The organism is Enterobacter sp. B79-1, assembly GCF_057444735.1.
The window spans coordinates 145,708-171,345 of record NZ_JBYAZJ010000009.1; the positions used below are offsets into that span (position 1 = coordinate 145,708).

Genomic DNA, 25,638 nt, shown 5'->3' on the forward strand with positions numbered 1-25,638 from the left:
TGAACCGCTGGCTTGTTATTGAGATAACGCTTCGACTTCAATTAAGGCGAGGTCTTTCTTACGCAGTACCAGATTGACGCGTCGGGTTTCGATATGAACGGGGTCGCCCAGCGGGGCCACGCGTACTACCTGGAATGACGAGCCGGGTAGCATGCCGAGTGACAAGAGCTTTTGCCGATAGGCGGGGCTAATTTCACGAGTAAAACCGGTAATTTTCCATGCACTGTCTGGAGTGAATTGCATAGCGCCTGATTCCACGAGAGGTTAAATAATCTACACAATGATGATAATGAGAATAGTTTTTATCAGCAATATTAAAACTGTGACGGAATGTTGTTAATCGTATTAATTTGCGGTCTGATTGACCTTGCTCAATATTTGCAGAATTACCCGGGAAGGAATAAAAAGCTTATTTGTTAATGGAGTGATAAATAGTGGTTTAAATATGGGGTCACCATATTTATTTTAATTCCCTGCGGTCTGCTTGCCGGGCGGCACTGCGTTTGCCCGGCCTACAAAATCGTAGGCCCGGTAAGCGTAGCGCCACCGGGCATTGACAACCTTAGCGTTTCTTACCCATTGCCGCCGCTAGCGCATCCATCATCGCGCTGTTGCCCGCAGGCTGCGCGTCACGCCCGCGCGGTTTCGCGGCCTTCGCTGCCGGACGCTGCTGTTCGCGACCGCCGCCGTTGCCGCCGCGGCGCGCGTTGGTTTCGCCCGGCTGCTCGTCCAGACGCATGGTCAGGGCGATACGCTTGCGCTGCAGATCTACTTCCAGCACTTTCACCTTCACGATGTCGCCCGCTTTGACCACGGTATGCGGGTCTTCAACGAACTTGTCGGCGAGGGAAGAGATATGGACCAGACCGTCCTGATGCACGCCGATATCCACAAACGCGCCAAAGTTGGTGACGTTGGTGACCGCACCTTCCAGCACCATGCCCGGCAGCAGGTCGTTCATGGTCTCCACGCCGTCGGCAAAAGTCGCGGTTTTAAACTCAGGACGCGGATCGCGGCCCGGTTTTTCCAGCTCTTTGATGATGTCGCTAACCGTCGGCACGCCAAACTGCTCGTCGGTGAAATCCGATGCTTTCAGGTTACGCAGCGCGCTGCTGTCGCCCATCAGGTCTTTCAGCGCCTGCTGGGTCGCGGCCAGAATGCGCTCCACCACAGGGTAGGCTTCCGGGTGAACGGTAGAGGCATCGAGCGGGTTATCGCCGTGGTTGATACGCAGGAAGCCCGCGCACTGCTCAAAGGCTTTCGGCCCCAGACGGCTCACCTTCAGCAACTGCTGACGGTTCTGGAACTGGCCGTTCTCATCACGCCAGGCGACGATGTTCTGCGCCATCATGCGGGTTAAGCCCGCCACGCGGGTCAGCAGGGGAACGGAGGCGGTGTTCAGGTCAACGCCGACGGCGTTTACGCAGTCTTCCACCACTGCATCCAGCTTGCGCGCCAGCTGCGTCTGGCTCACGTCGTGCTGATACTGGCCCACGCCGATGGATTTCGGGTCGATCTTAACGAGTTCGGCCAGCGGATCCTGTAAACGGCGTGCGATAGAGACCGCGCCGCGCAGGGAAACGTCCAGGTCCGGGAACTCCAGCGCTGCCAGTTCAGACGCGGAATAGACGGATGCGCCCGCTTCGCTGACGATCACTTTCTGCGCCGTCACTTTCGGGAACTGTTTCTGCACGTCGAGGTAGAAACGCTCGGTTTCGCGTGAGGCCGTACCGTTGCCGATGGCGACCAGTTCCACGTTGTACTTCTCGCACAGCGCCGCCACCACGACGGCCGCTTTCGCTGCCTGACCGGTGTGCGGGTAAATAGTGTCGGTGGCGACAAGCTTGCCGGTGCCGTCAACGACGGCAACCTTCACGCCGGTACGCAGGCCCGGATCGAGACCCATGGTCGCGCGCAGGCCAGCAGGGGCGGCCATCAGCAGGTCGTGCAGGTTGCGGGCGAAAACGTTAATGGCTTCGTCTTCGGCGCGCTCGCGCACGGTGCCCATCAGCTCGGTTTCGAGGTGCATCAGCACCTTAATACGCCAGGTCCAGCTCACCACGCCTTTACGCCAGCTGTCCGCCGGGGCGTTGTTCAGGCGCAGGCCGAGGTGATCGATAATGATCTGCTCGCAGTGGCTCTCTTTCGGCGGCTCGTCAAACTGCGGGTCGGCGTTCAGGGAGAGCTGGAGCACGCCTTCGTTGCGGCCGCGGAACATCGCCAGCGCGCGGTGTGAAGGGGCGGTAGAGATCGGTTCGTGGTGATCGAAGTAGTCGCGGAATTTCGCACCTTCTTCCTCTTTACCCGTGACGACGGTAGAGACGATGTGGGCATTTTTCCACAGGTAATCACGCACTTTAGCGAGCAGGGCGGCGTCTTCAGAGAAACGCTCCATCAGAATGTAGCGCGCGCCGTCGAGGGCGGCTTTGGTGTCCGCTACGCCTTTGTCAGCGTCGATAAATTTCGCCGCTTCGGTATCAGGATCGTGGGACGGCTCGTTCCACAGCAGGTCGGCCAGCGGCTCCAGGCCCGCTTCAATCGCAATCTGCCCGCGCGTGCGGCGCTTCGGTTTATACGGCAGATAGAGATCTTCGAGTTCGGTTTTGCTCAGGGTACCGTTAATGGCGCTTTCCAGCTCGCTGGTCAGTTTGCCCTGTTCGCCGATGGATTTGAGGATCGCCTGACGACGTTCTTCCAGCTCGCGCAAATAACCCAGACGGGTCTCCAGGTTACGCAGCTGCGTGTCATCCAGACCGCCGGTGACTTCCTTACGATAGCGTGCAATAAACGGCACGGTGTTCCCTTCATCAAGCAGGCGAACGGCAGCTTCTACCTGTTCGGCTCTGGCCTGAATATCACCCGCAATAATGCGGCAGAGCGAATCTTTCATCATGGCTTTATCATCTGTTGAGTCGAAAAAATCAGGGGATAGTTATACGGGCTGACACGGCAAAATGCCAGCCGGGGAGGGCGCTCTCGGACTATTTAACGTACTCGATTTCGTTCACGTACCAGCTGGCTTCACCGGAAGGGGTCTGCACGACGGCCAGATCGCCCACTTCCTTTTTCAGCAGCGCGCGCGCCATGGGTGAGTCGATGGAGATGTAATCCTTACGACCAAAAATTTCATCGTAGCCAACAATGCGAAACCGCAGGGTGTTGCCGTCATCGTTTTCAATTTCTACCCACGCGCCGAAGAACACTTTGCCCTCCTGCTGCGGGGAGTAATCGACAATTTTCAGGTTCTCAAGGCACTTCGTCAGGTAGCGAACCCGGCGGTCGATCTCACGCAGTCGCTTTTTGTTGTACTGGTAATCCGCATTTTCGCTGCGATCGCCCAGGCTTGCGGCCCAGGTGACTTTTTTGGTCACCTCGGGACGCTCTTCGCGCCACAGGTAATCCATCTCTTTTTTGAGTTTCTCGTACCCTTCGCGGGTGATCAGGGGCGTTTTCATGGTGAAGCCTTTGCTGCCGGTTTACTGTCTTGCGCACAATACGTACCACACAGTGTAACAGACAGGATTAATAATGATTTATGTGATGAAATGAGCAGATAAGCTGCTGTTAAATATGCTTTGTAACAATTTCGACTAGAATTTATACCAGAATTAGCTGGTCGAATACGTGCACTTTTTTAGAATACGCTGTTACAAAGACTATCCGAACCTTTGGGAGTAGACACAATGCAAGAAAACTACAAAATTCTGGTCGTGGATGACGACATGCGCCTGCGCGCGCTGCTTGAGCGTTATCTGACCGAGCAGGGCTTCCAGGTTCGTAGCGTCGCGAACGCTGAGCAGATGGACCGTCTGCTGACCCGTGAATCTTTCCACCTGATGGTCCTTGACCTGATGCTACCGGGCGAAGACGGGCTTTCCATCTGCCGCCGTCTGCGCAGCCAGAGCAACCCGATGCCAATCATCATGGTGACGGCGAAGGGCGAAGAGGTTGACCGTATCGTGGGCCTCGAAATTGGCGCAGACGACTACATTCCAAAACCGTTTAACCCGCGCGAGCTGCTGGCGCGTATTCGCGCCGTGCTGCGCCGTCAGGCGAACGAACTGCCGGGCGCCCCGTCCCAGGAAGAAGCGGTGATTGCCTTCGGTAAGTTCAAGCTGAACCTCGGCACCCGTGAGATGTTCCGTGAAGACGAGCCAATGCCGCTCACCAGCGGCGAGTTTGCGGTACTGAAAGCGCTGGTCAGCCACCCGCGCGAGCCGCTCTCCCGTGACAAGCTGATGAACCTGGCGCGCGGTCGCGAATACTCCGCAATGGAACGCTCCATCGACGTGCAGATCTCCCGCCTGCGCCGCATGGTGGAAGAAGATCCTGCGCACCCTCGTTATATTCAGACCGTGTGGGGTCTGGGCTACGTGTTTGTCCCGGACGGCTCTAAAGCATGAGGCGAATGCGCTTCTCGCCGCGAAGCTCGTTTGCCCGCACCCTGTTATTGATCGTCACCCTGCTGTTCGTCAGCCTGGTGACGACCTATCTGGTGGTGCTGAACTTTGCGATCCTGCCGAGCCTCCAGCAGTTTAATAAGGTCCTTGCCTACGAAGTCCGTATGCTGATGACCGATAAGCTGCAGCTGGAGGACGGCACGCAGCTCGTCGTTCCCCCGGCGTTTCGCCGTGAAATCTACCGTGAGCTGGGCATTTCGCTCTACTCCAACGAAGCGGCGGAAGACGCTGGCCTGCGCTGGGCGCAGCACTACGAATTCCTCAGCCAGCAGATGGCGCAGCAGCTGGGCGGCCCAACGGAAGTACGCGTTGAGGTCAACAAAAGCTCGCCGGTCGTCTGGCTGAAAACCTGGCTCTCACCCAACATCTGGGTGCGCGTCCCGCTGACCGAAATCCATCAGGGCGACTTCTCGCCGCTGTTCCGCTACACCCTGGCCATCATGCTGCTGGCGATAGGCGGCGCGTGGCTATTTATCCGTATACAGAACCGACCGCTGGTCGACCTGGAGCACGCGGCGCTGCAGGTCGGTAAAGGGATAATTCCTCCACCGCTGCGCGAGTATGGCGCCTCAGAAGTGCGTTCGGTGACGCGTGCGTTTAACCATATGGCAGCAGGCGTGAAGCAGCTGGCGGATGACCGTACGCTGCTGATGGCGGGGGTCAGCCATGACCTGCGCACGCCGCTGACGCGTATTCGCCTGGCGACGGAGATGATGGGAGAAGAGGACGGTTACCTTGCCGAGTCCATCAATAAGGACATCGAAGAGTGTAACGCCATCATTGAGCAGTTCATCGATTACCTGCGCACCGGGCAGGAGATGCCGATGGAAATGGCTGACCTGAACGCGGTGCTGGGCGAGGTGGTGGCGGCGGAAAGCGGCTACGAGCGCGAGATTGATACCGACCTGCAGGCGGGGGAGATCCAGGTGCGCATGCATCCGCTCTCCATCAAACGTGCAGTGGCGAACATGGTGGTCAACGCGGCTCGCTACGGTAATGGCTGGATTAAAGTCAGCAGCGGGTCTGAACTCAACCGCGCCTGGTTCCAGGTGGAAGACGATGGCCCTGGCATTAAGCCTGAGCAGCGTAAGCATCTGTTCCAGCCGTTTGTGCGTGGCGACAGCGCGCGCAGCACCAGCGGAACCGGTTTAGGCCTGGCGATTGTGCAGCGTATTATCGATAACCATAACGGATTGCTGGAGATTGGCACCAGCGAGCGGGGTGGGCTGAGCATTCGCGCCTGGCTGCCGGTACCGGTGACGCGGGGGCAGGTGAAAGAGAGTTAAAAAAGGGTGGCACTCGCCACCCTTTTTTGTAGGTCGGGTAAGGCGAAGCCGCCACCCGACATGGACTACAGTTTTGGACCCGCATTCACCAGCGCAGCACCCGCCGGGGTATCGGTGTACTTCTCGAAGTTCTCGATAAACAGCTTCGCCAGCGATTCCGCTTTCTCACGCCACTGCTCCGGCGAACCGTACGTATTGCGCGGGTCGAGGATATGCGTATCCACACCCGGCAGCGACGTTGGGATCGCCAGGTCAAACATCGGCAGCGTGAAGGTTTCAGCGTCGTCCAGAGAACCATCCAGAATCGCGTCGATAATCGCGCGGGTATCCTTGATGGAGATACGTTTGCCCGTACCGTTCCAGCCGGTGTTCACCAGGTAGGCCTGTGCGCCGGATGCCTGCATGCGTTTTACCAGCACTTCAGCGTACTGCGTCGGGTGCAGCGACAGGAAGGCCGCGCCGAAGCAGGCGGAGAAGGTTGGGGTTGGCTCCGTCACACCGCGCTCGGTACCCGCCAGCTTGGCGGTAAAGCCCGAGAGGAAGTGGTACTGCGTCTGGCTGGCAGTCAGGCGAGAAACCGGTGGCAGCACGCCGAACGCATCCGCTGTCAGGAAAATCACCTTCGTGGCATGACCCGCTTTTGACACCGGCTTCACGATATTGTCGATGTGGTAGATCGGGTAAGAGACGCGGGTGTTTTCGGTTTTCGACGCATCGTCGAAGTCGATGGAGCCGTCGGCACGCACGGTGACGTTTTCGAGCAGCGCGTCGCGGCGGATCGCGTGGAAGATATCCGGTTCGGCCTCTTCAGACAGGCGAATGGTCTTCGCGTAGCAGCCGCCTTCAAAGTTGAATACGCCGTCGTCGTCCCAGCCGTGTTCGTCATCGCCAATCAGGCGACGTTTTGGATCGGTGGACAGGGTGGTTTTCCCGGTGCCGGACAGGCCGAAGAATACCGCCACGTCGCCTTTCTCGCCGACGTTCGCCGAGCAGTGCATAGAGGCGATACCGCGCAGCGGCAGCAGGTAGTTCATGACCGAGAACATCCCTTTCTTCATCTCGCCGCCGTACCAGGTACCGCCAATCAGCTGGATACGCTCGGTCAGGTTGAAGGCAACAAAGTTTTCGGAGTTCAGGCCCTGTTCTTTCCACTGTGGATTCGTGCATTTCGCACCGTTCATCACGATGAAATCTGGGGTAAAGTCCTGCAGCTCTTCGTCGGTAGGACGAATAAACATGTTTTTCACGAAATGCGCCTGCCAGGCCACTTCGGTAATGAAACGCACGGAAAGTCGGGTGTCGGCGTTAGCGCCGCAGAAAGCGTCGATAATGAACAGGCGCTTGCCGGAGAGTTGGTGAGTGACGAGCCCTTTCAGATGCTGCCAGGTCTCCGGGGAGAGCGGTTTGTTGTCGTTCTTCCCTTTGCCCTTATCAGCCCACCACAGCGTATCGCGGGTGGTTTCGTCTCGGACGATATACTTATCTTTCGGCGAACGACCGGTAAAAATACCGGTATCGACGGCGATAGCACCAAGGTTTGTCAACACACCTCGCTCGTATCCTTCCAGTGCTGGATTGAGCTCTTCCTGATACAGCGTATCGTAATCGGGGTTGTAGACGATTTCCTGGACGTCGTGAATACCATAAGCCATGAGATCTTGCGGGGTTAAACCAGTAACACGCATATCACTGCTCCTTAGCCAATATGTACTGCCTGAAATTGTAGGGTTTTTCTGAGGTTGTTAACCGCGACGGGGCTCATAGATTTACGTATCTGGACAAAACCCTTACTAACGGAAAACGCTGCGACTCCAGTCACAGCGCAGGCGGATTATCGCAGGAATCGCTTTTTGGTTGTGGAAAATGTTCCTAAAAGGTTAAGGGCTGGTGAATTTAACCGAAGGAATGTGAATGTAATCGTATACACGTAAGAAAATTACGTAAGAGTTACATAGGGAAAACGATTCAGCTTGGGGGGAGTTTTTTACTCCTCACCCCAGCCCACTCCCAAAGGGGAGAGGGTTAGGGTGAGGGGAAAGAGGTTTAGTGAACCTGCGGATCCGCCGGGGAGGCGTTATTGCGGATCTCGGCGATATCCATCGAATTGAACACGTAGTGCGTACCGCAGTAGTCACAGTGCATGTCGATTTCACCGTCTTCCGCCATGATGCTGTCGATCTCTTCGTCAGGCAGCGTTTTCAGGGCGCCCGCGCAGCGCTCGCGGGAGCAGGTGCACTTAAACTCCACCGCCTGCGGGTCGTATACCGTCACTTCTTCTTCGTGGTACAGACGCCACAGCACGTCGGTCGCCGACAGGTTGAAGAGCTCTTCTGCTTTGACGGTTTCGGTCAGCGTCGCCAGGTGCTCAAAATCATTGGTCTGCGCATCCTGTGCAGGCAGAACCTGCAGCAGCATACCGCCAGCAGCAGGCTGACCGTCAACTTCACCGGTGCGGATGAACAGACGGGTTGGCAGCTGTTCAGACCGCATGAAGTAGTCTTCCAGGCAGGCTGCCAGGGTATCGCCTTCCAGCCCGACCACGCCCTGATAGCGCTCGCCTTCCTCCGGGGAGATGGTGATCACCAGATAGCCATTGCCGACCAGCGTTTTCAGATCCGCATTTTCAGGGACTTCGCCCTGAACGCGCGCAACGCCGCGCATCTGCTGCTGGTTGTTGCCGTTGATCACCGCCAGCGTCATCGGGCCGTCACCCTGCAGCTGCACGGTGATATCGCCAGCGAATTTTAGCGTGGCGGTCAGCAGGCTGGTGGCAACCAGCAGTTCGCCCAACAGGGTTTTCACCGGCAGCGGGTAGTTGTGGTTTTCCAGAATCTGTTTCCAGGTTTCGGATACGGTGACCAGCTCGCCGCGCACGGCGAATTGTTCAAACAGATAGCGGTGTAATTGGTCGTGTTGGGCCATTTTCATCTCTCGTGCAGGTGAGGGTTACTCGGTCTCACCGTGTTTAAATTTCATCAGATCGCGGCGCTCTTTTTTATCCGGTCGCCGGTCCGGGTGAGGCATCGTCAGCGCGTTCATTTTGCGCGCCAGCGCGGTTTTCTCACGCTTTTCAATGCTTTCAGCTGTCTCTTCATAAAGCTGTGTGGCTTCGGTTGCGGGACGTCGCTGTTCGGTAATGGCTTTAATCACTACCGTTTTTTCATCATTACCCTGGCGCAGCGTTAAGGTGGCATTCAGCTCAACCATCTTGCTCGGCTTGCTGCGCTGACCGTTGTAATGCACTTTGCCACCATCAACCATTTCGCGGGCAAGGGCGCGCGTTTTATAAAACCGGGCCGCCCATAGCCATTTATCCAGTCTTACCCCATCAGAGGGTTTTTCTTTCATGGCGTCTCCTTCACGGTGAGTGAGGGGATCATCCGGCGATAGTCGTTCAGCCCCGGATGCCGCAGGTAGCTTTTTTCAGCCAGTCCGGAATCAGGATTGGTCACGCCCAGACAATAGCGAATGCCAAACGTCGCGGCGGCATCCAGAATCGGCTCGCTGTCGTCAATAAAAAGCGTACGTTCCGGCTGCAAACCGGTCTTTTCCGCCACCGCATGCCACAACCGCTGATCCTCTTTCGGATAACCAAATGTGTGGGTGGAAAGTAATAAATCAAGGTGTGACGCCAGACCGGTATGTTCCAGCTTCACGGCCAGATTATGAGGATGCGCGTTAGTCAGCAAAATGCGGCGCTTACCGCTGGCTTGCAGGGCATCCAGGAACGGCACCGTATCGTCGCGCAGTACCGCGCGTGGCCCTTGGGCGGTGGTCATGGCACAAATATCCAAACCGAGGCGCTCGCTCCAGTAGTCCAGACAGTACCAGTTTAGCGTATGCTGCACGGCGCTATATTGCGAACGAATGAATTCCTGCGCTTCTGCCGGAGAGATACCCTGCTGTTTACCGTATGTTTCGGGCACCAGTTGTTGCCAGAAAAAGTTATCAAAGGCGAGATCGAGCAGCGTGCCGTCCATATCCAGCAGGACGGTATCGACCTCCTGCCAGGCAATATCAAGATGCATTTAGGGGAACTCCAGCCAGAAGAAACGTGCGCGACAGGGTAGCACAACTTGCCGCGCAGTGACGTTATCCGATCAGGCTCTCAGAGGATGAGATGAGTTTAGGATTGAGGCAATTTTCGTAATACTGCTGAATCTCAGCAAGCCGGGTGCGCGAACGCTGATAGCGGCGCAAGGCCATAAAGCCGTTCCAGAAAATGCATGCCAGCATCGCCATCATCAGCAGAGAGGTGCCGATATAACGCCACAATCCTGCGCTATCCGGCATTCGGTGCAGGTCGACATGGCGCGTGCCATTGGCGTCTGTGAAGATACGTGTGACGATCCCTTCCGCGCTGAACGGCGTTTGCATCAGCATTTGAGCAAGGCGCTGGAACTCTCCCCACTGCTCCTGAGCCGGGTAGTCATATAACGCAACTTGCGGATAAGGCTGATCAACCAGATCGCTCCCCTCATCGCTGACAATCACAAAGCCGCCCGGAGCCGGGCTGTTTAACGCCTGGGCTGCTCGGGTGGTTTCGCGCATCACAAACGGCGCGGTGGAGGTGGCGACCAGGTTATCCAGAGATTCAGCGCTGACCGGACGCAGCAGCACGTTGACGCCGTCCAGGCGTCCTGCTTCCGCGCGTTTCACCAGTGCATCCCAGTCCTTGCTGTTCCCGAGATTCACCAGTGCATTTTTAAGCCGCACGCACTCGTCCTGAGCAGAACAGAGATCCTCTGTTTTCAGAACGATTTCACCAAAGTCATCCAGCAGTACCATGCCAGATTTCTGAATTGCCGAACGCAGGGCAGGGCTAACGCGGGAATCGTCATCCGGTTTCGGATGCAGCTGGCGGCTGACCGTCTCGGTGAGCGCCGTGGCTTTATTCACGACATCGGATTCAGGCAGCGGCAGCGGAGGCGCATCGTTCCAGATAATTTGCGAACAATCAAACGGCATAAACGGCGAATTCTGACGTGTGTTCCATGCGCCAGGCGCATGGATGTTACACATTCCGGTCCCTTGCAGACGCAGCGTATCACCCACGCGTATGCCGGCGTCTTCCAGTTGCTTCACGCTGGTGGCTTCAACCGTCTGCGCCCCTTTAATCCATGACAGGGTGAACTTAATGGGCATATCCAGCGGCACGAAAAGTAGCAGCATCAAAAAGACCAGCGCTGCGCCGCCAGCAATGACCGTGCTGCGAAGCCAGTGCTGAAGCGGGAAGTTTTTCACTTCATCGTGCAGGGACAGATAACGCCCCTGACGCACCACGTGGCGGTCGAGGTAGATATCGATATCGGTTTTATGCCCTAAATCCTGGGCGATCCACGGCTGCCAGTGGCGCGGATAGATAAGGTCGATAATACCGAGCGAGATATTATTGAGATGCTCCTGATCGTTCTCGCCGAAGAGACCCCAGCGCTTTGGCGTTCCACGCAGGCAGTGAATTTCACGCAGCGACGTTTTCGTCGGAGGGGCAAACAGACCCCACAATCCGGCCGCCAGGAGCAGAACTGCGCCGCCCGCAAGCCAGGGAACGAAAACATCTGGCGTGAGCAGGCAGAAGAAAAAGAGCAGAAATGCCGCAACAATCAGCACCGCTTCACGAATACCATCCGGACGGCTTAAGGCGTACTCTTCATGCGTCTCCTGACGAATGTTCAGCAGTTCAATCTGCTCTGTCTCTTCACCGCGAATGCTGGCCTGCGTTGAACTTGCCCGTTCCAGCGCGAAGCGCGGCGCTTCATGCACGTACTCATTGAGGTGATGGCCGTTTAGCGAGATAACCAGCGGCAGGGAGTCGGTATGAATCAGCTCTACGCTGTTTTCATCATTAATGTACTGTTCCCAGAATGGCGGGAGATGGACCTCGACAGAATCCAGGTAATAACGCCATTTGTTAGGGTCGTCAGTCGTAATGCCGTAACGGGTGATCGAGCGCGTCACGCAGAGCACGGTGTCGCTTTGTGCGTTAAGATTGAGGGAGACCGGCGCAGTACTGGCACCCGTTGGCCCTGGAGACTGCTGAGCGCGGTTCAGGTTATCGAGGTAGTGTTCAATGGCGCTGCGTTCTTCAGGCGCGAGCTTACGTGTCGTCGCACCCGCAAAAGCGTTTAAAAAGGGCAGTCGATATCGACGCTGTACGCGACGCCTGTACGCCCACCCTGCAACCAGCGCGGCGGCCAGCATAGCAGTGAGAACAATCAAAATGGTGCTCATGCTTTCCCCATCTTACTTATCTTACAGGTGTAGTCAGTAGCACCTTTAACATGAATGAGAGTCTGTGGTTGGCTATCGGCAAGTATGGAGTCGAACTTGAGCATTCTGAAGCGCATCCCAGTGACCGATGATAATAGCAAAGCCTGTGATGGCGCGATATCAGCAAATTCCTGGAAACATTTCAACCTCTTGACATTTGTTTTGAATTAAGGATTGATTCCAGTTACGTTGCATAAATGTAAATAAAGTACAATTGACATTGCCCAAACCGTGCGGCATATCGCACAATAACGCCAGTTCACACAGCAAAGACCCGTCAAGATGAGCAAACCACTACAAAAACCCACCATTCTGAGCGTTGAAACCGTCGCTAAATCGCGCCTGTTTAATGTGGAAAGTGTGGACCTGGAGTTCAGCAACGGTGTGCGTCGCGTTTACGAACGTATGCGCCCCTCTTCGCGTGAAGCAGTGATGATTGTCCCCATCGTTGACGATCACCTGATCTTGATCCGTGAATACGCGGTAGGAACTGAATCTTACGAACTTGGATTCTCCAAGGGCCTGATCGATCCGGGTGAGACCGTTTTCGAAGCCGCCAATCGTGAACTGAAAGAAGAGGTCGGTTTTGGCGCGAATGAGCTGTCGTTCCTGAAAAAACTGAGCATGGCACCGTCCTATTTTTCCAGCAAAATGAATATAGTGGTGGCGGAAGATCTCTATCCAGAATCGCTGGAAGGAGACGAGCCGGAGCCGCTGCCGCAGGTTCGCTGGCCGCTGGCGCATCTGATGGATTTACTGGAAGATCCGGACTTTAACGAAGCGCGTAACGTGAGCGCCCTGTTCCTGGTACGCGAGTGGTTGAAAGGGCAGGGGCGGCTGTAGGTCATAAAAAAGCCGGGTGGCGGCTTCGCCTTACCCGGCCTGGAATTCTTTGCCCGGTTTTTACCGGGCATTTTTATGCTTAAAACAACTCGTGCGTTTCGCCGTTATCGATAATTTCTGTTCCCACCTCATGCACCGCCTGCCTGGTTGGCTGCGTGCCTTCGATGAAATACTCTTCACGGCTATTTCCGCCATTGGCGAGCTGCCCGGTGTTGCGGTCAATGTTGACCGTCACAATGCCCGGCGGAGGCGTTAGCGGCTGCTCCGGCACGCCTTCCAGAACGGATTTCATGTATGCATCCCACGCCGGTTGCGCACTCTTCGCGCCGCCTTCGTAACCGGAGATCTGATCTTTAATCGCGCCGGAGGCGGTGGTACGACCCAAATCGCGGCGGTGATCGTCAAAGCCGATCCAGACAGAAGTGACCACACCCGGCCCGTAACCGGAGAACCACGCATCTTTCGAGCTGTTGGTGGTCCCCGTTTTCCCGCCGATGTCGCGGCGCTGCAGATCACGTCCGGCACGCCAGCCGGTGCCTTGCCAGCCCGGTTCACCAAAGATATTGGTATTCAGCGCGCTCTTAATCAGGAACGACAGCGGCGTGTTGATCACGTGCGGGGCATACTCCTGCGCACCGGTCTGGGCAACCAGCGCCTGGTTAGCCTGCTCCAGCTGAGGCTGTGGTACCGCTGAGTTCTGCTGTTCCTGAGAAATGGCGACATCTTCCATGTCTTTGTTTTCAAGTACGTTAGACTTCTGCGTATCGCCGTAAATGACCGGAATATCGCACTCTGCACAGGCGATTTTTGGTTTCGCCTCGAACAGCACGCCGCCCTGGTCGTTCTCAATTTTACTGATGAAGTACGGATCGATCAGGAACCCGCCGTTCGTCATTACCGCATAACCGCGCGCGACCTGAAGCGGCGTAAAGGACGCGGAGCCCAGCGCCAGCGATTCGGTATGGACGATATTCTGCGCCGGGAAGCCGAAGCGCTGCAGATACTCTGCCGCATAGTCAACGCCCATGGCGCGCATGGCGCGAACCATCACCACGTTTTTCGACTGTCCCAGACCCTGACGAAGACGAATTGGGCCTGCATATTGCGGTGGAGAGTTCTTCGGCTGCCAGTCAGAACCCGCACCGGCATCCCAGCGGGAAATCGGTACGTCGTTGAGAATACTGGCGAGCGTCAGCCCTTTATCCATCGCGGCGGTGTAGAGGAACGGCTTGATGTTAGAGCCAACCTGACGCAGCGCCTGAGTGGCACGGTTAAATTTGCTCTGGTTGAAGTCAAACCCGCCGACCAGCGCCATCACCGCACCGTTTTGCGGATTAATGGAGACGAGCGCGGAGTTCACGTCTGGCACCTGTGCCAGCCACCACGCATCGCCCACCTGGCGAACCCAGATTTGCTGACCCGTCTGCACCGCGTCTGTCACTTTGCGCGGCGTCGGGCCTTGCAGCGTGTCAGAGCGGTACGGACGGGCCCAGCGGATCCCGTCCATTCGCAGCGAGACGGACGTGCCGTCAGCCAGCAGAGCGACGGCCTCCTGCGGATCGGCCTGTGTGACAACGGCTGGCAGCAGCGGGCCATAGGTTGGTAGTGTTTTCAGCGAGTCGGTGATTTTCTTGCTGTCCCACGCGCTTTCGCCCACTTTCCACAACACGTTCGACGGGCCGCGGTAGCCGTGGCGCATGTCGTAATCCATCACGTTGTTACGCACGGCCTGCTGTGCCGCCTGCTGAACTTTGCGGGTCACTGTGGTGTATACGCGATAGCCGTCTTCATAGGCCTTCTCGCCATAACGGCTCACCATCTCCTGACGAACCATCTCGGTGAGATACGGTGAGGAGAAGGCGATTTCCGGCGCATGGTAGTTGGCGTCGATAACATCGCTGCGTGCCTGGTCGTACTCGGTCTGGCTGATGTAGCCTTCGCTCAGCATACGCGACAGCACCACGTTACGACGCGCAGTCGCACGGTCCATGGAGTAGAGCGGGTTGAACGTGGATGGCGCTTTCGGCAGACCAGCGATGGTCGCCATTTCGCTCAGCGTGAGTTGTTCTACCGGCTTACCGAAGTACACCTGCGCAGCAGCGCCAACGCCATAGGCGCGGTAACCGAGATAGATTTTGTTGAGGTAAAGCTCAAGGATCTCGTCTTTGCTCAGCAACTGCTCGATGCGGATCGCGAGGAACACCTCTTTGATCTTACGCGTCAGCGTCTTTTCAGGGCTGAGGAAGAAGTTACGCGCCAGCTGCTGCGTAATGGTACTGGCCCCCTGAGAGGCATGACCGGAGAACAACGCTATGCTGGCGGCGCGGAAAATCCCCACCGGATCGACGCCGTGGTGCTCGTAAAAACGGCTGTCCTCGGTGGCGATAAAAGCGTTCACCATCACGGGAGGAATTTGCTTTAAGGTCAGCGGGATACGGCGTTTTTCGCCATATTGCGCCATAAGCTCGCCATCGGCGCTATAGACCTGCATTGGGATCTGGAGTCGCACATCACGAAGCGTGGCGACATCAGGTAGCTGCGGCTCAATATATTTGTACAAACCATAAATCGAGCCTGCTCCCAGCAGAATGCAACAGACTGCAAGGATCAATAAATACTTTACGAACTTCACCGGAGATTTCCCATCTGGTTTCACTTGGGCAGTTTCTAAACAATCGCGCGGTAGTATAAAGGCAAGCCTGATTCATTGATATAGCCGTCACTCTGACGGGCGATAAGGAGATCGTGAAGTATGGCTTTCAAAACCTGGCAAACGGGCATTCATATTCAACAAGATAGGGTGCTCATTGTAGCGCTGACCAAAGAGAAGTCAGGGTGGCGTTTACGGCGCTGGTGGGCTGTTTCCCTGGCAGACGGGATTATCCGCGACGGGAAAATTCTCAAGCCAGAACATCTGGTTGCCGCGTTACGCGACTGGCGGCGGGCGTTGCCCCATTACCACCGGGTATTCCTCTCATTTCCCGCTGCGCGCACGTTACAACGCTCGCTGCCGCGCCCGTCCATGGCCCTTCGTGACAGCGAGCAGGTTTCCTGGGTGGGTTCCACGCTGTCCCGGGAGCTGGAGATGTCCACAGACGGGCTGTGCTTTGACTATGTGGAGGACACGTTCAGCAACACATTTCATGTTACGGCGGCGCAAAACAACGAAGTCGATGCCCTTTTGTTGTTGGCAAAAACGCTGCGCTTGCGGTTAGCGGCTATCACGCCGGATGCAGGCGCGTTAGGGAATCTTCTGCCTGCCGTTGCCCCTGCTCAGTGCGTCGCCTGGCGGGATCGGCACCAGTGGCTGTGGGCGATGCGCCACCAGTGGGGACGGCGCTACGTCACAGACGCGAAAGATGTCATCGAGCTGGCGGCCCTGCTTGCGCTCTCTTCTGATGACATCGTTCAGTTCGATGCCACACGTGACCCCTGGAAACTGCTGGTCAGTTGCCAGCCTCCCTTACCCGAGTGCGGTGCTGATTTTACCGTCGCGCTGGCGTTGGCCATGAGTGAGGTGCCTGAATGAGCACGGCGAATTTTTTACCGTGGCGACAGCAGCGCCGGATGCGCTGCCTGCGCTTCTGGGGCGTGCTGTTTATCGCTTCATTGCTGGTGACGCTGACCCTCGGGCTTGGCCTGCGGATGAATCATGACGTGAAGCTGCGTGGGCTACAGAGTGAACTGGCGGGAATCAACGCGGTGCAGCAAATACTGAAAACACGTCAGCGCCCCTCTGCGCCCCTAGCAACGACTGAGGTGGAATCTCGTCCCGTCGCATGGCAACCGGCACTGGAGTCACTCTCTGCCGTGATGCCAGCGCAAGCCTGGCTTTCAGCGTTACGTTATCAACCGCCTGTGCTTACGGTGAGCGGGTATGCCTCCGCCCTCCCGGCGCTTGTGGCCATGACGGATGCGCTGAAACAGGTGGCAGGGTTTAGCTTCGGGTCTGCTGGTGAACTGCAGCAGGATAGCCAGGGCCGCTGGGTGTTCACTTTTCAGCTTAAGCGCCGGGGGTAGGCCGTGGAACAACGTCTGCAACGCTGGGTAGAAATCCGCTCTTCTGTGCGGGTGATCTGCTGGTGCGTGGTGTCCGGGGTTATTGCCATGGCCGTATGGGGGCTTCTGGTCCGGCCCGCTGGGTTGAAGTGTGCAGAACTCGAGGCGTTATCCATTCGCGCCAGGCAATTGAATGCCGCGTTGTGGCCTGGGGCCGGACGGCAACCCGTGGCGCCAGCCCGGCGCGAGATGCCGCCCGTTCAGCCCTTCTCGCCGCTGGATTTTCAGGACAAGAGAACCGCACTGGTGCACTGGAAACCGCAGCAGAACGGCGGGGAACTGGTGCTGGATGCGCTATGGTCAGATGTCCCAGCGCTGTTTTCCCGTCTGGCGCAGCAGGCGGTGAGCATCAGCGCATTTAACCTTGTCCCTGAAGGCGCAACGCTACGCCTGAGCCTGCAGCTGGAGAGCGATCATGCGCAGTAAGGTGCGCTACCTGATTCTCTTTTCGCTGCTGTTTCTGACTGGAATGCGCGATCCCTTCCAGCCCCCGGAGGATAGCTGCGCGGTTGGGCAGCTCGCCCGGTGGCGATATCAGGGAATGGTGAGTGGCAGCATGGAAACCGGCATTTTGCGCGACGGGCAACAGCGCTGGCACCGCGTGAAAAGGGATGAACGTTTACCGCCTGGCTGGCGAGTGAGCAAGATGGATCAACAACAGCTGACCGTGGATGTCGGGGACCTGTGTGAACCGACGCAATGGACATGGCAACGAGAAGGAACGAATAAAAGTGACGTTAAGGATACTGCTGTTACTGCTGGCGATCAGCCAGCCCCTGTGGGCCGCCGCGCCAAAACCCGTCACCCTCGTGGTGGATGATGTCCCTGTCGTACAGGTGCTGCAGGCGCTAGTGGCGCAGGAGAACCGTAATCTGGTGGTATCGCCGGATGTGACGGGCTCGCTTTCGTTGAATTTAACGCGCGTGCCCTGGCGACAGGCGCTACAGACGGTGGTGACCAGTGCCGGGCTGGTCCTTCAGGAAGATGGCGGCATCTTTTATGTCCATACTGCCGCCTGGCAGCGCGAGCAGCAGGCACGGCGGTTGCTTGAGGCACCGCTCGTCTCACAGAGCATTCCGTTCACCTGGGCGGATGCCGGAGACGTGCAAAAAAACGCCGAAAGGCTCCTGAGCCCGAAGGGCAGTTTATCCGTCGATAAGCGCACAAATCGACTGTGGGTGCGGGATAATCAGAGCGTCGTGGACGTGCTAAAGCGTTGGGCGGAGCAGATGGACCTGCCCGTTGAGCAAGTGGAGCTTTCGGCCCATATCGTCACCATTAACGAAAAAAGCCTGCGTGAACTGGGGGTTAAATGGAATCTCGCAGAGGCTACAGAGGCCGGTAAAGTGGGGCAGGTCACGACGCTCGGGGCAGATCTGTCGGTCGCCAGTGCAACCACGCACGTCGGGTTTAACATCGGGCGCATCAACGGCAGGCTGCTGGATCTGGAACTGTCTGCACTTGAGCAAAAACAGCAGGTGGATATTATCGCCAGTCCACGGTTGCTGGCGTCCCATATGCAACCGGCCAGCATCAAGCAGGGCAGCGAAATTCCGTATCAGGTCTCCAGCGGCGAGAGCGGCGCGACCTCCGTGGAATTTAAAGAGGCCGTGCTAGGGATGGAGGTCACGCCGGTGGTGCTGCCGGGAGGGCGCGTGCGTCTGAAGCTTCACATCAGCGAAAACATGCCGGGCCAGGTGCTTCAGCAGGCCGATGGCGAAACGCTGGCAATTGATAAACAAGAGATAGAAACGCAGGTGGAGGTAAAAAGCGGAGAAACGCTTGCGCTGGGCGGCATTTTCTCGCAAAAGAATAAAACCGGGAGTGATAGCGTGCCGGGGCTGGGGAAAATCCCCTGGATTGGGCAACTGTTCCGTCACGACGGCAAAGATAACGAGCGGCGCGAGCTGGTGGTGTTTATTACGCCACGCCTGGTCGGTATTCATTAATGGGTAACGATCCCCGCAATGATTTTGCATTCAGTTTGTTGCAGATGTTTGACGTGGGGCATGAATTAGCATACAAGGAGTACCGATTTGAGTTGGACTTACGTCTTATTACCTTATGCGTCTGGTGCGGTGATTTAATCAGTTGCCAAACAAGCCGGAGTATTGAGATAATTTTTAGTCTGACTCTCGCTCTATTGCATATGAGGTTTCAGTTCATGTCCTGCTACGCTGGGTGTCTGCGAAGCGGGGATTACCATTAACGAATAGTCTTAGTAGTACCGAAAAAATGGCAGAGAAACGCAATATCTTTCTGGTTGGGCCTATGGGTGCCGGCAAAAGCACTATTGGGCGTCAGTTAGCTCAACAACTCAATATGGAATTTTACGATTCTGATCAAGAGATTGAGAAACGAACCGGAGCGGATGTGGGCTGGGTCTTCGATGTAGAAGGCGAAGAAGGTTTCCGTGACCGAGAAGAAAAAGTGATCAACGAACTCACGGAAAAACAGGGCATTGTGCTGGCAACTGGCGGCGGCTCTGTTAAATCTCGCGAAACCCGCAACCGTCTCTCCGCCCGTGGTGTAGTGGTCTATCTTGAGACAACTATCGAAAAACAACTGGCACGTACGCAGCGCGATAAAAAGCGCCCGCTGCTGCAGGTTGAAACGCCACCACGTGAAGTTCTGGAAGCCCTGGCAGGCGAACGCAATCCTCTGTACGAAGAGATTGCTGATGTGACCATTCGTACTGACGATCAGAGCGCTAAAGTGGTTGCAAACCAGATTATTCATATGCTGGAAAGCAACTGATTCTGGCTTTATATACACTCGCCTGCGGGTAAAAGCATTTAAGGTGGATGTCGCGTCATGGAGAGGATTACAGTTACTCTCGGGGAACGTAGTTACCCTATCACCATCGCGGCTGGTTTGTTTAACGACCCAGCTTCCTTCTTACCACTGAAAGCGGGTGATCAGGCGATGCTGGTCACCAATGAGACACTGGCTCCGCTTTATCTTGACCGCGTGCGCCACCTGCTTGAGCAGGCGGGCGTGAAGGTCGACAGTGTGATTCTGCCCGATGGCGAGCAGTATAAAAGCCTGACGGTGCTTGATACCGTCTTTACCGCACTTCTGCAAAAACCGCACGGTCGCGATACGACACTGCTCGCCCTCGGCGGCGGTGTTGTAGGCGATCTTACAGGCTTTGCAGCCGCCAGCTATCAACGTGGCGTGCGCTTTATTCAGATCCCAACGACCTTGCTGTCACAGGTCGACTCTTCTGTTGGTGGCAAAACCGCCGTCAACCATCCGCTCGGTAAAAACATGGTTGGCGCATTCTACCAGCCGGCATCGGTGGTGGTGGATCTCGACTGTCTGAAAACCTTACCTGAGCGTGAGCTGGCGTCTGGTCTTGCAGAAGTGATCAAATACGGCATTATCCTTGACGGTGAGTTCTTCACCTGGCTGGAAGAGAATATGGATGCCCTGCTGCGCCTTGACGGGCCAGCGTTGGCGTACTGTATTCGTCATTGTTGTGAGCTGAAAGCAGAAGTCGTTGCAGCAGACGAGCGCGAAACGGGCTTACGTGCTTTACTGAATCTGGGGCATACGTTTGGTCACGCGATCGAAGCGGAAATGGGCTACGGCAACTGGCTTCATGGCGAAGCGGTCGCGGCCGGTATGGTCATGGCTGCGCGTGCGTCTGAGCGCCTGGCTCAGTTCAAACCGGAAGAGACAGCGCGCATTATTGCGCTGCTTGAACGTGCCGGGTTGCCAGTGACAGGGCCGCAGGAGATGTCTGCGCAGGCGTATCTACCCCACATGATGCGCGATAAAAAAGTATTGGCAGGTGAGATGCGTCTGGTACTCCCGCTTGCAATAGGGAAGAGTGAAATGCGCGGCGGAGTGCCGCACGATGTCGTTCTTGGCGCTATCGCTGATTGTCAGCAGGCGTAACAACTAGAAAGGTCAGGCCACTGTTACCGGTGGTCGTTTAGCTTCAGGTGAAATGCAAAGTCGTTGGCATAAGCCTTTGAGTGGGGTGTTAAATGGATGAATTCAAACCAGAAGACGAGCTGAAACCCGATCCCAGCGATCGTCGTACTGGTCGTTCTCGTCAATCTTCAGAACGTGATAACGAGCCGCAGATCAACTTTGACGATGTTGATCTGGATGCAGACGATCGTCGCCCTTCACGCAGCCGTAACGCGCGTGATGAGCGAGAAGAAGAGGATTATGAGTCCGAAGAAGATTCAATGGACGAAGAGCCTGTAGAGCGTCGCCCGCGTAAACGTAAAAAAGCGGTAGCGGCGAAACCGGCTTCCCGCCAGTACATCATGATGGGGCTGGGCGTTCTGGTACTGCTGCTGCTGATTGTCGGCATTGGTTCCGCGCTGAAAGCACCCTCAACGAATTCAGCCGATCAGACGGCTTCTACCGAGAAGAGCATCAACCTGTCAGGTAACGATGCGACCGACCAGGCAAACGGTGCGCAGCCTGCACCGGGTACCACGTCTGCAGAGCAGACTGCGGGTAATACAACGACTCCGCAGGATGTATCTTTGCCGCCAGTCTCTTCTACCCCGACCGAAGGGCAGGCACCTGCTACGCCAGAGGGCCAGCAGCGTGTAGAGGTTCAGGGCGATCTGAACAACGCACTGACGCAGCCTCAGAACCAGGATCAGATGAACAACGTGGTGGTCAACTCTACGCTGCCAACTGAACCTGCAACCGTCGCGCCGATTCGCGGTAGCAATGCACAACCGCAAGCAACGGCAACCGCGCCGACAACGGAAACCAAACCGCGCCAGACGCAGACTGCACCGCGTCAGGAACGCAAACAGGCCGTGATTGAGCCGAAGCGTGAAAGCAAGCCGCAGACTGTGGCTAAAGCGCCTGAAGTGAAAGCGCCAGTGCAGACCAAACCTGCAGTGAGCGAGCCGGTGAAAGCGCCAACGGCAACAGCAGCGCCAAAAGCGACAGCAACCACAACGGCACCTGCAGCGACGGCAGCACCAACGGCAACGGCAACCACTTCCAGCGCAGCAGCAGGTAAAACGGCAGGCAACGTGGGTTCTCTGAAATCTGCGCCATCCGGCAATTACACCCTGCAGCTGAGCAGTTCGTCTAACTATGACAACCTCAACGGTTGGGCGAAGAAATCAAATCTGAAAAACTACGTTGTTTATCAGACGACCCGCAACGGGCAGCCGTGGTATGTGCTGGTGAGCGGTGTGTATGCTTCTAAAGATGAAGCGAAACGCGCCGTTGCAACACTGCCCGCTGATGTCCAGGCGAAGAACCCGTGGGCGAAGCCGATTCATCAGGTGCAGGCCGATCTGAAGTAATGTTTAAAGCGCAGGATGCTGTCGGAGCTTTCTCCACAGCCGGAGAAGGTGTAATCAGTTAGTCAGCATGAAAAAAAATCGCGCTTTTCTGAAATGGGCAGGGGGGAAATACCCCCTGCTCGACGATATTAAAAAGCACCTGCCGAAAGGCGAGTGTCTTATCGAGCCCTTCGTGGGCGCTGGATCGGTATTCCTGAATACCGATTTTTCTCGTTATATCCTGGCGGATATCAACAGCGACCTTATCAGCCTCTATAACATTGTTAAGCTGCGTACCGATGAGTATGTGGAAGAGGCGCGGAAGCTGTTTACCCCTGAGAACAACCATCCTGACGTTTACTATCAGTTCCGCACTGAGTTTAATCAGAGCCAGGATCCGTTCCGTCGCGCACTGTTGTTCCTCTACCTCAACCGCCATGGCTACAACGGCCTGTGCCGGTATAATCTGCGCGGTGAATTTAACGTGCCGTTTGGTCGCTACAAGCGTCCTTACTTCCCGCAGGATGAGTTGTACCACTTTGCTGAAAAAGCGCAGAATGCAGAATTCCACTGTCTCTCCTATGAGGAGTGCATGGAGCTGGCTGGCGTAAACTCGGTCGTCTACTGCGACCCGCCTTACGCCCCGCTCTCTGCGACGGCGAATTTTACCGCTTATCACACCAACAGCTTCAGCCCTGCCGAGCAGGCGCGTCTGGCGGAGATGGCGGAAAAGCTGGTCAGCAAAAGAATTCCGGTGTTAATTTCGAATCACGATACCCCTGATACGCGCGAATGGTACAAAGCCGCGAAGCATTTTCAGGTCAAGGTGCGGCGTAGCATTAGCAGCAACGGCGGCACACGTAAAAAGGTGGACGAACTTCTGGCTCTTTATCGCCCCTGAGCCGTTTTGCCCGCCGGTAAATACATTTCAAGGAGATGCGGATGAAACAGTTTTTGATTGCTCCCTCAATTCTGTCGGCCGATTTTGCCCGCCTGGGTGAAGACACCGCCAACGCACTGGCGGCTGGCGCGGATGTCGTCCATTTTGACGTTATGGATAACCACTACGTTCCCAATCTGACCATCGGTCCTATGGTGCTTAAAGCGCTGCGTAGCTACGGCATTACCGCACCGATTGACGTGCACCTGATGGTAAAACCGGTTGATCGCATCGTGCCTGATTTCGCCGCGGCGGGTGCCAGTATCATCACTTTCCACCCGGAAGCCTCAGAACACGTTGACCGCACGCTGCAGCTGATCAAAGAGAACGGCTGTAAAGCGGGCCTGGTCTTTAACCCGGCTACGCCGCTGAGCTATCTCGACTACGTGATGGATAAGCTGGACGTGATCCTGCTGATGTCCGTTAACCCGGGCTTTGGCGGCCAGTCGTTCATTCCTCAGACGCTCGATAAACTGCGTGAAGTGCGCCGTCGTATTGACGAGTCAGGTTACGATATTCGTCTGGAAGTGGATGGCGGCGTGAAAGTGAATAACATTGGTGAAATTGCGGCTGCGGGCGCGGATATGTTCGTTGCAGGCTCAGCGATTTTCGACCAACCGGATTACAAAAAAGTCATTGATGAAATGCGCCGTGAACTGGCGAAGGTAAGTCATGGATAAATTGCAGGCAACCCGGGGTATCGCATTTGACCTCGACGGCACGCTGGTCGACAGCGCGCCTGGCTTAACGAGCGCCGTCGATCAGGCGCTGTATGCGCTCGAATTACCCGTTGCGGGCGAAGAGCGCGTGGTGACGTGGATTGGCAATGGCGCAGATGTGCTGATGGATCGCGCCCTGACCTGGGCTCGTCAGGAACGCGCATCGCAGCGTGCTGCGCAGGGTAAACCGAGCGTCGATCACGCCGACATTCCTAAAGATGAGCAGCTGCGTATTCTGCGTAAACTGTTCGATCGTTTCTACGAAGAGACCGTTGAAGAGGGCAGCTTCCTGTTCCCGGATGTTGAACAAACGCTGAGCGCACTTCACGCCAAAGGCATCCCGCTGGGTCTGGTGACGAACAAGCCGACGCCGTTTGTCGCACCGCTTCTGGAAGCGCTGGATATCGCGAAGTATTTCTCCGTGATTGTGGGCGGCGACGACGTGCAGAACAAAAAGCCGCACCCGGAACCGCTTCTGCTGGTGGCAGGAAAATTATCCTTAACGCCTGCGGAGCTGCTCTTTGTCGGTGATTCCCGTAATGATATTCTGGCTGCCAGAGCGGCAGGCTGTCCTTCCGTGGGATTAACCTATGGCTACAACTACGGTGAGGCCATCACGCTGAGTGAGCCGGATGTCGTGTTCGACCACTTCAAAGATTTGTTGCCCGCACTCGGGCTTTCGCACAGTGAACATCAGGAATTGAATAATGACTAAGCCCATCGTTTTTAGTGGCGCACAGCCGTCAGGTGAATTGACCATTGGTAACTACATGGGTGCGTTACGTCAGTGGGTCAGCATGCAGGATGACTACCATTGCATTTACTGCATCGTGGATCTCCATGCGATTACCGCGCGTCAGGATCCTGAGAAGCTGCGCAAAGCCACGCTGGATACCCTGGCTTTATATCTGGCCTGCGGTATCGATCCAGAGAAGAGCACCATCTTCGTTCAGTCTCACGTGCCAGAGCACGCACAGCTGGGCTGGGCGCTGAACTGCTACACCTATTTCGGCGAGCTGAGCCGCATGACCCAGTTCAAGGATAAATCCGCGCGCTACTCTGAAAACATCAACGCCGGTCTGTTTGACTATCCGGTGCTGATGGCGGCTGACATCCTGCTGTATCAAACCAACCAGGTGCCGGTGGGTGAAGACCAGAAGCAGCACCTTGAGCTGAGCCGTGATATCGCCCAGCGCTTCAACGCGATTTACGGCGATGTGTTTAAAGTGCCAGAGCCGTTCATTCCGAAATCCGGTGCGCGTGTAATGTCGCTGCTGGAGCCGACCAAGAAGATGTCCAAGTCTGACGATAACCGCAACAACGTTATCGGCCTGCTGGAAGACCCGAAATCGGTGGTGAAAAAGCTCAAGCGTGCGGTCACCGATTCCGACGAGCCGCCTGTTGTCCGCTACGACGTGCAGAACAAAGCGGGCGTCTCCAACCTGCTGGATATTCTCTCCGGTGTCACCGGCCAGAGCATTCCTGAGCTGGAGCAGCACTTCGAAGGTAAAATGTATGGCCACCTGAAAGGTGAAGTGGCAGACGCCGTTTCCGGCATGCTGACCGAGCTTCAGGAGCGCTATAACCGCTATCGCAACGACGAAGCCTTCCTGCAGAAGGTCATGAAAGACGGCGCGGAAAAAGCCAGCGCGCGCGCGTCCGAAACCCTGAAAGCGGTGTACGAAGCGATTGGATTTGTCGCGAAACCTTGAGTCTGCTTGCCGGGTGGCGCTGACGCTTACCCGGCCTATGGGATCGTGTAGGTCGGGTAAGGCGGAGCCGTCACCC

Annotated in this window: 24 protein-coding genes; 15 read left to right on the plus strand and 9 right to left on the minus strand. The window is 56.3% G+C overall.

The features are described from left to right. Positions 1 to 15 precede the first annotated feature (15 nt). From feoA to greB, 3 genes are all read right to left on the minus strand, one after another. Entirely contained in the window at positions 16 to 243 is a 228-nt protein-coding gene (gene feoA / locus AC2T6E_RS20500) for a ferrous iron transporter A (protein WP_010436417.1), read from the minus strand. Positions 244 to 562: 319 nt separating this feature from the next. Beyond that, entirely contained in the window at positions 563 to 2,893 is a 2,331-nt protein-coding gene (locus AC2T6E_RS20505; RefSeq protein WP_126816066.1) for a Tex family protein, read from the minus strand. A gap of 88 nt (positions 2,894 to 2,981) precedes the next feature. Beyond that, positions 2,982 to 3,455, minus strand: a complete 474-nt coding sequence (gene greB, locus AC2T6E_RS20510) for a transcription elongation factor GreB (protein WP_010436410.1) — start codon at positions 3,453 to 3,455, stop codon at positions 2,982 to 2,984. Positions 3,456 to 3,683: 228 nt separating this feature from the next. Between greB and ompR the strand changes: the two genes are divergently transcribed. Next, complete coding sequence (ompR, locus tag AC2T6E_RS20515) at positions 3,684 to 4,403, plus strand: osmolarity response regulator transcription factor OmpR (protein ID WP_001157751.1); 720 nt, start codon at positions 3,684 to 3,686, stop codon at positions 4,401 to 4,403. Beyond that, positions 4,400 to 5,746 (plus strand): two-component system sensor histidine kinase EnvZ, encoded by a 1,347-nt coding sequence (gene envZ / locus AC2T6E_RS20520; RefSeq protein ID WP_023309494.1) that lies wholly within the window; start codon positions 4,400 to 4,402, stop codon positions 5,744 to 5,746. The genes ompR and envZ overlap by 4 nt, the downstream gene beginning before the upstream one ends. Positions 5,747 to 5,811: 65 nt before the next feature. On the opposite strand, the gene pckA is transcribed toward envZ, so the two are convergent. The 5 genes from pckA to AC2T6E_RS20545 form a co-directional block, all read right to left on the minus strand. Beyond that, entirely contained in the window at positions 5,812 to 7,431 is a 1,620-nt protein-coding gene (pckA, locus tag AC2T6E_RS20525; protein ID WP_447853693.1) for a phosphoenolpyruvate carboxykinase (ATP), read from the minus strand. 358 nt (positions 7,432 to 7,789) lie between these two features. Continuing rightward, the gene (gene hslO, locus AC2T6E_RS20530) at positions 7,790 to 8,668 is read right to left on the minus strand and encodes an Hsp33 family molecular chaperone HslO (RefSeq protein WP_010436401.1); all 879 of its coding nucleotides are present in this window, start codon (positions 8,666 to 8,668) and stop codon (positions 7,790 to 7,792) included. 24 nt (positions 8,669 to 8,692) lie between these two features. Then, a complete protein-coding gene (gene hslR, locus AC2T6E_RS20535; protein ID WP_042718914.1) occupies positions 8,693 to 9,094 on the minus strand; it encodes a ribosome-associated heat shock protein Hsp15 in 402 nt (133 codons plus the stop codon). Then, positions 9,091 to 9,774 (minus strand): GMP/IMP nucleotidase, encoded by a 684-nt coding sequence (gene yrfG, locus AC2T6E_RS20540; RefSeq protein WP_211447763.1) that lies wholly within the window; start codon positions 9,772 to 9,774, stop codon positions 9,091 to 9,093. The genes hslR and yrfG overlap by 4 nt, the downstream gene beginning before the upstream one ends. A 64-nt stretch (positions 9,775 to 9,838) precedes the next feature. Next, positions 9,839 to 11,977, minus strand: coding sequence for an intracellular growth attenuator family protein (locus tag AC2T6E_RS20545; protein WP_089598562.1), 2,139 nt, complete (start codon positions 11,975 to 11,977; stop codon positions 9,839 to 9,841). Between the two features lie 321 nt (positions 11,978 to 12,298). Between AC2T6E_RS20545 and nudE the strand changes: the two genes are divergently transcribed. Then, entirely contained in the window at positions 12,299 to 12,859 is a 561-nt protein-coding gene (gene nudE, locus AC2T6E_RS20550) for an ADP compounds hydrolase NudE (protein ID WP_010436390.1), read from the plus strand. A 79-nt stretch (positions 12,860 to 12,938) separates the two neighbouring features. Here nudE and mrcA read toward each other — a convergent pair whose 3' ends face one another. After that, complete coding sequence (gene mrcA, locus AC2T6E_RS20555; protein WP_120159449.1) at positions 12,939 to 15,491, minus strand: peptidoglycan glycosyltransferase/peptidoglycan DD-transpeptidase MrcA; 2,553 nt, start codon at positions 15,489 to 15,491, stop codon at positions 12,939 to 12,941. Positions 15,492 to 15,611: 120 nt separating this feature from the next. Here mrcA and AC2T6E_RS20560 point away from each other — a divergent pair, with 120 nt between their 5' ends. The 12 genes from AC2T6E_RS20560 (at position 15,612) to trpS (ending at position 25,562) form a co-directional block, all read left to right on the plus strand. Continuing rightward, complete coding sequence (locus AC2T6E_RS20560; protein ID WP_148401274.1) at positions 15,612 to 16,388, plus strand: type IV pilus biogenesis protein PilM; 777 nt, start codon at positions 15,612 to 15,614, stop codon at positions 16,386 to 16,388. Beyond that, positions 16,385 to 16,879, plus strand: coding sequence for a PilN domain-containing protein (locus AC2T6E_RS20565; protein ID WP_214595011.1), 495 nt, complete (start codon positions 16,385 to 16,387; stop codon positions 16,877 to 16,879). The genes AC2T6E_RS20560 and AC2T6E_RS20565 overlap by 4 nt, the downstream gene beginning before the upstream one ends. A gap of 3 nt (positions 16,880 to 16,882) precedes the next feature. After that, positions 16,883 to 17,344 (plus strand): HofO family protein, encoded by a 462-nt coding sequence (locus AC2T6E_RS20570; protein WP_226347983.1) that lies wholly within the window; start codon positions 16,883 to 16,885, stop codon positions 17,342 to 17,344. Beyond that, positions 17,334 to 17,738: a HofP DNA utilization family protein gene (locus AC2T6E_RS20575; protein ID WP_182401691.1), complete on the plus strand. Its 405-nt coding sequence runs from the start codon at positions 17,334 to 17,336 to the stop codon at positions 17,736 to 17,738. Before AC2T6E_RS20570 ends, AC2T6E_RS20575 begins: the two co-directional genes overlap by 11 nt. Further along, a complete protein-coding gene (gene hofQ / locus AC2T6E_RS20580) occupies positions 17,650 to 18,867 on the plus strand; it encodes a DNA uptake porin HofQ (RefSeq protein WP_126816061.1) in 1,218 nt (405 codons plus the stop codon). Before AC2T6E_RS20575 ends, hofQ begins: the two co-directional genes overlap by 89 nt. Positions 18,868 to 19,153: 286 nt before the next feature. Beyond that, positions 19,154 to 19,675 (plus strand): shikimate kinase AroK, encoded by a 522-nt coding sequence (gene aroK, locus AC2T6E_RS20585; RefSeq protein WP_010436374.1) that lies wholly within the window; start codon positions 19,154 to 19,156, stop codon positions 19,673 to 19,675. 57 nt (positions 19,676 to 19,732) lie between these two features. Next, positions 19,733 to 20,821, plus strand: a complete 1,089-nt coding sequence (gene aroB / locus AC2T6E_RS20590; RefSeq protein WP_486693070.1) for a 3-dehydroquinate synthase — start codon at positions 19,733 to 19,735, stop codon at positions 20,819 to 20,821. A 92-nt stretch (positions 20,822 to 20,913) separates the two neighbouring features. Continuing rightward, positions 20,914 to 22,212: a cell division protein DamX gene (damX, locus tag AC2T6E_RS20595; RefSeq protein WP_454540144.1), complete on the plus strand. Its 1,299-nt coding sequence runs from the start codon at positions 20,914 to 20,916 to the stop codon at positions 22,210 to 22,212. Between the two features lie 67 nt (positions 22,213 to 22,279). Beyond that, the gene (dam, locus tag AC2T6E_RS20600) at positions 22,280 to 23,092 is read left to right on the plus strand and encodes an adenine-specific DNA-methyltransferase (RefSeq protein ID WP_042715393.1); all 813 of its coding nucleotides are present in this window, start codon (positions 22,280 to 22,282) and stop codon (positions 23,090 to 23,092) included. A 41-nt stretch (positions 23,093 to 23,133) separates the two neighbouring features. Then, entirely contained in the window at positions 23,134 to 23,811 is a 678-nt protein-coding gene (rpe, locus tag AC2T6E_RS20605; protein ID WP_010436362.1) for a ribulose-phosphate 3-epimerase, read from the plus strand. After that, positions 23,804 to 24,565: a phosphoglycolate phosphatase gene (gph, locus tag AC2T6E_RS20610; protein ID WP_100167359.1), complete on the plus strand. Its 762-nt coding sequence runs from the start codon at positions 23,804 to 23,806 to the stop codon at positions 24,563 to 24,565. Before rpe ends, gph begins: the two co-directional genes overlap by 8 nt. Next, positions 24,558 to 25,562: a tryptophan--tRNA ligase gene (gene trpS, locus AC2T6E_RS20615; protein WP_010436358.1), complete on the plus strand. Its 1,005-nt coding sequence runs from the start codon at positions 24,558 to 24,560 to the stop codon at positions 25,560 to 25,562. The genes gph and trpS overlap by 8 nt, the downstream gene beginning before the upstream one ends. The last annotated feature ends 76 nt before the right edge of the window (positions 25,563 to 25,638 follow it).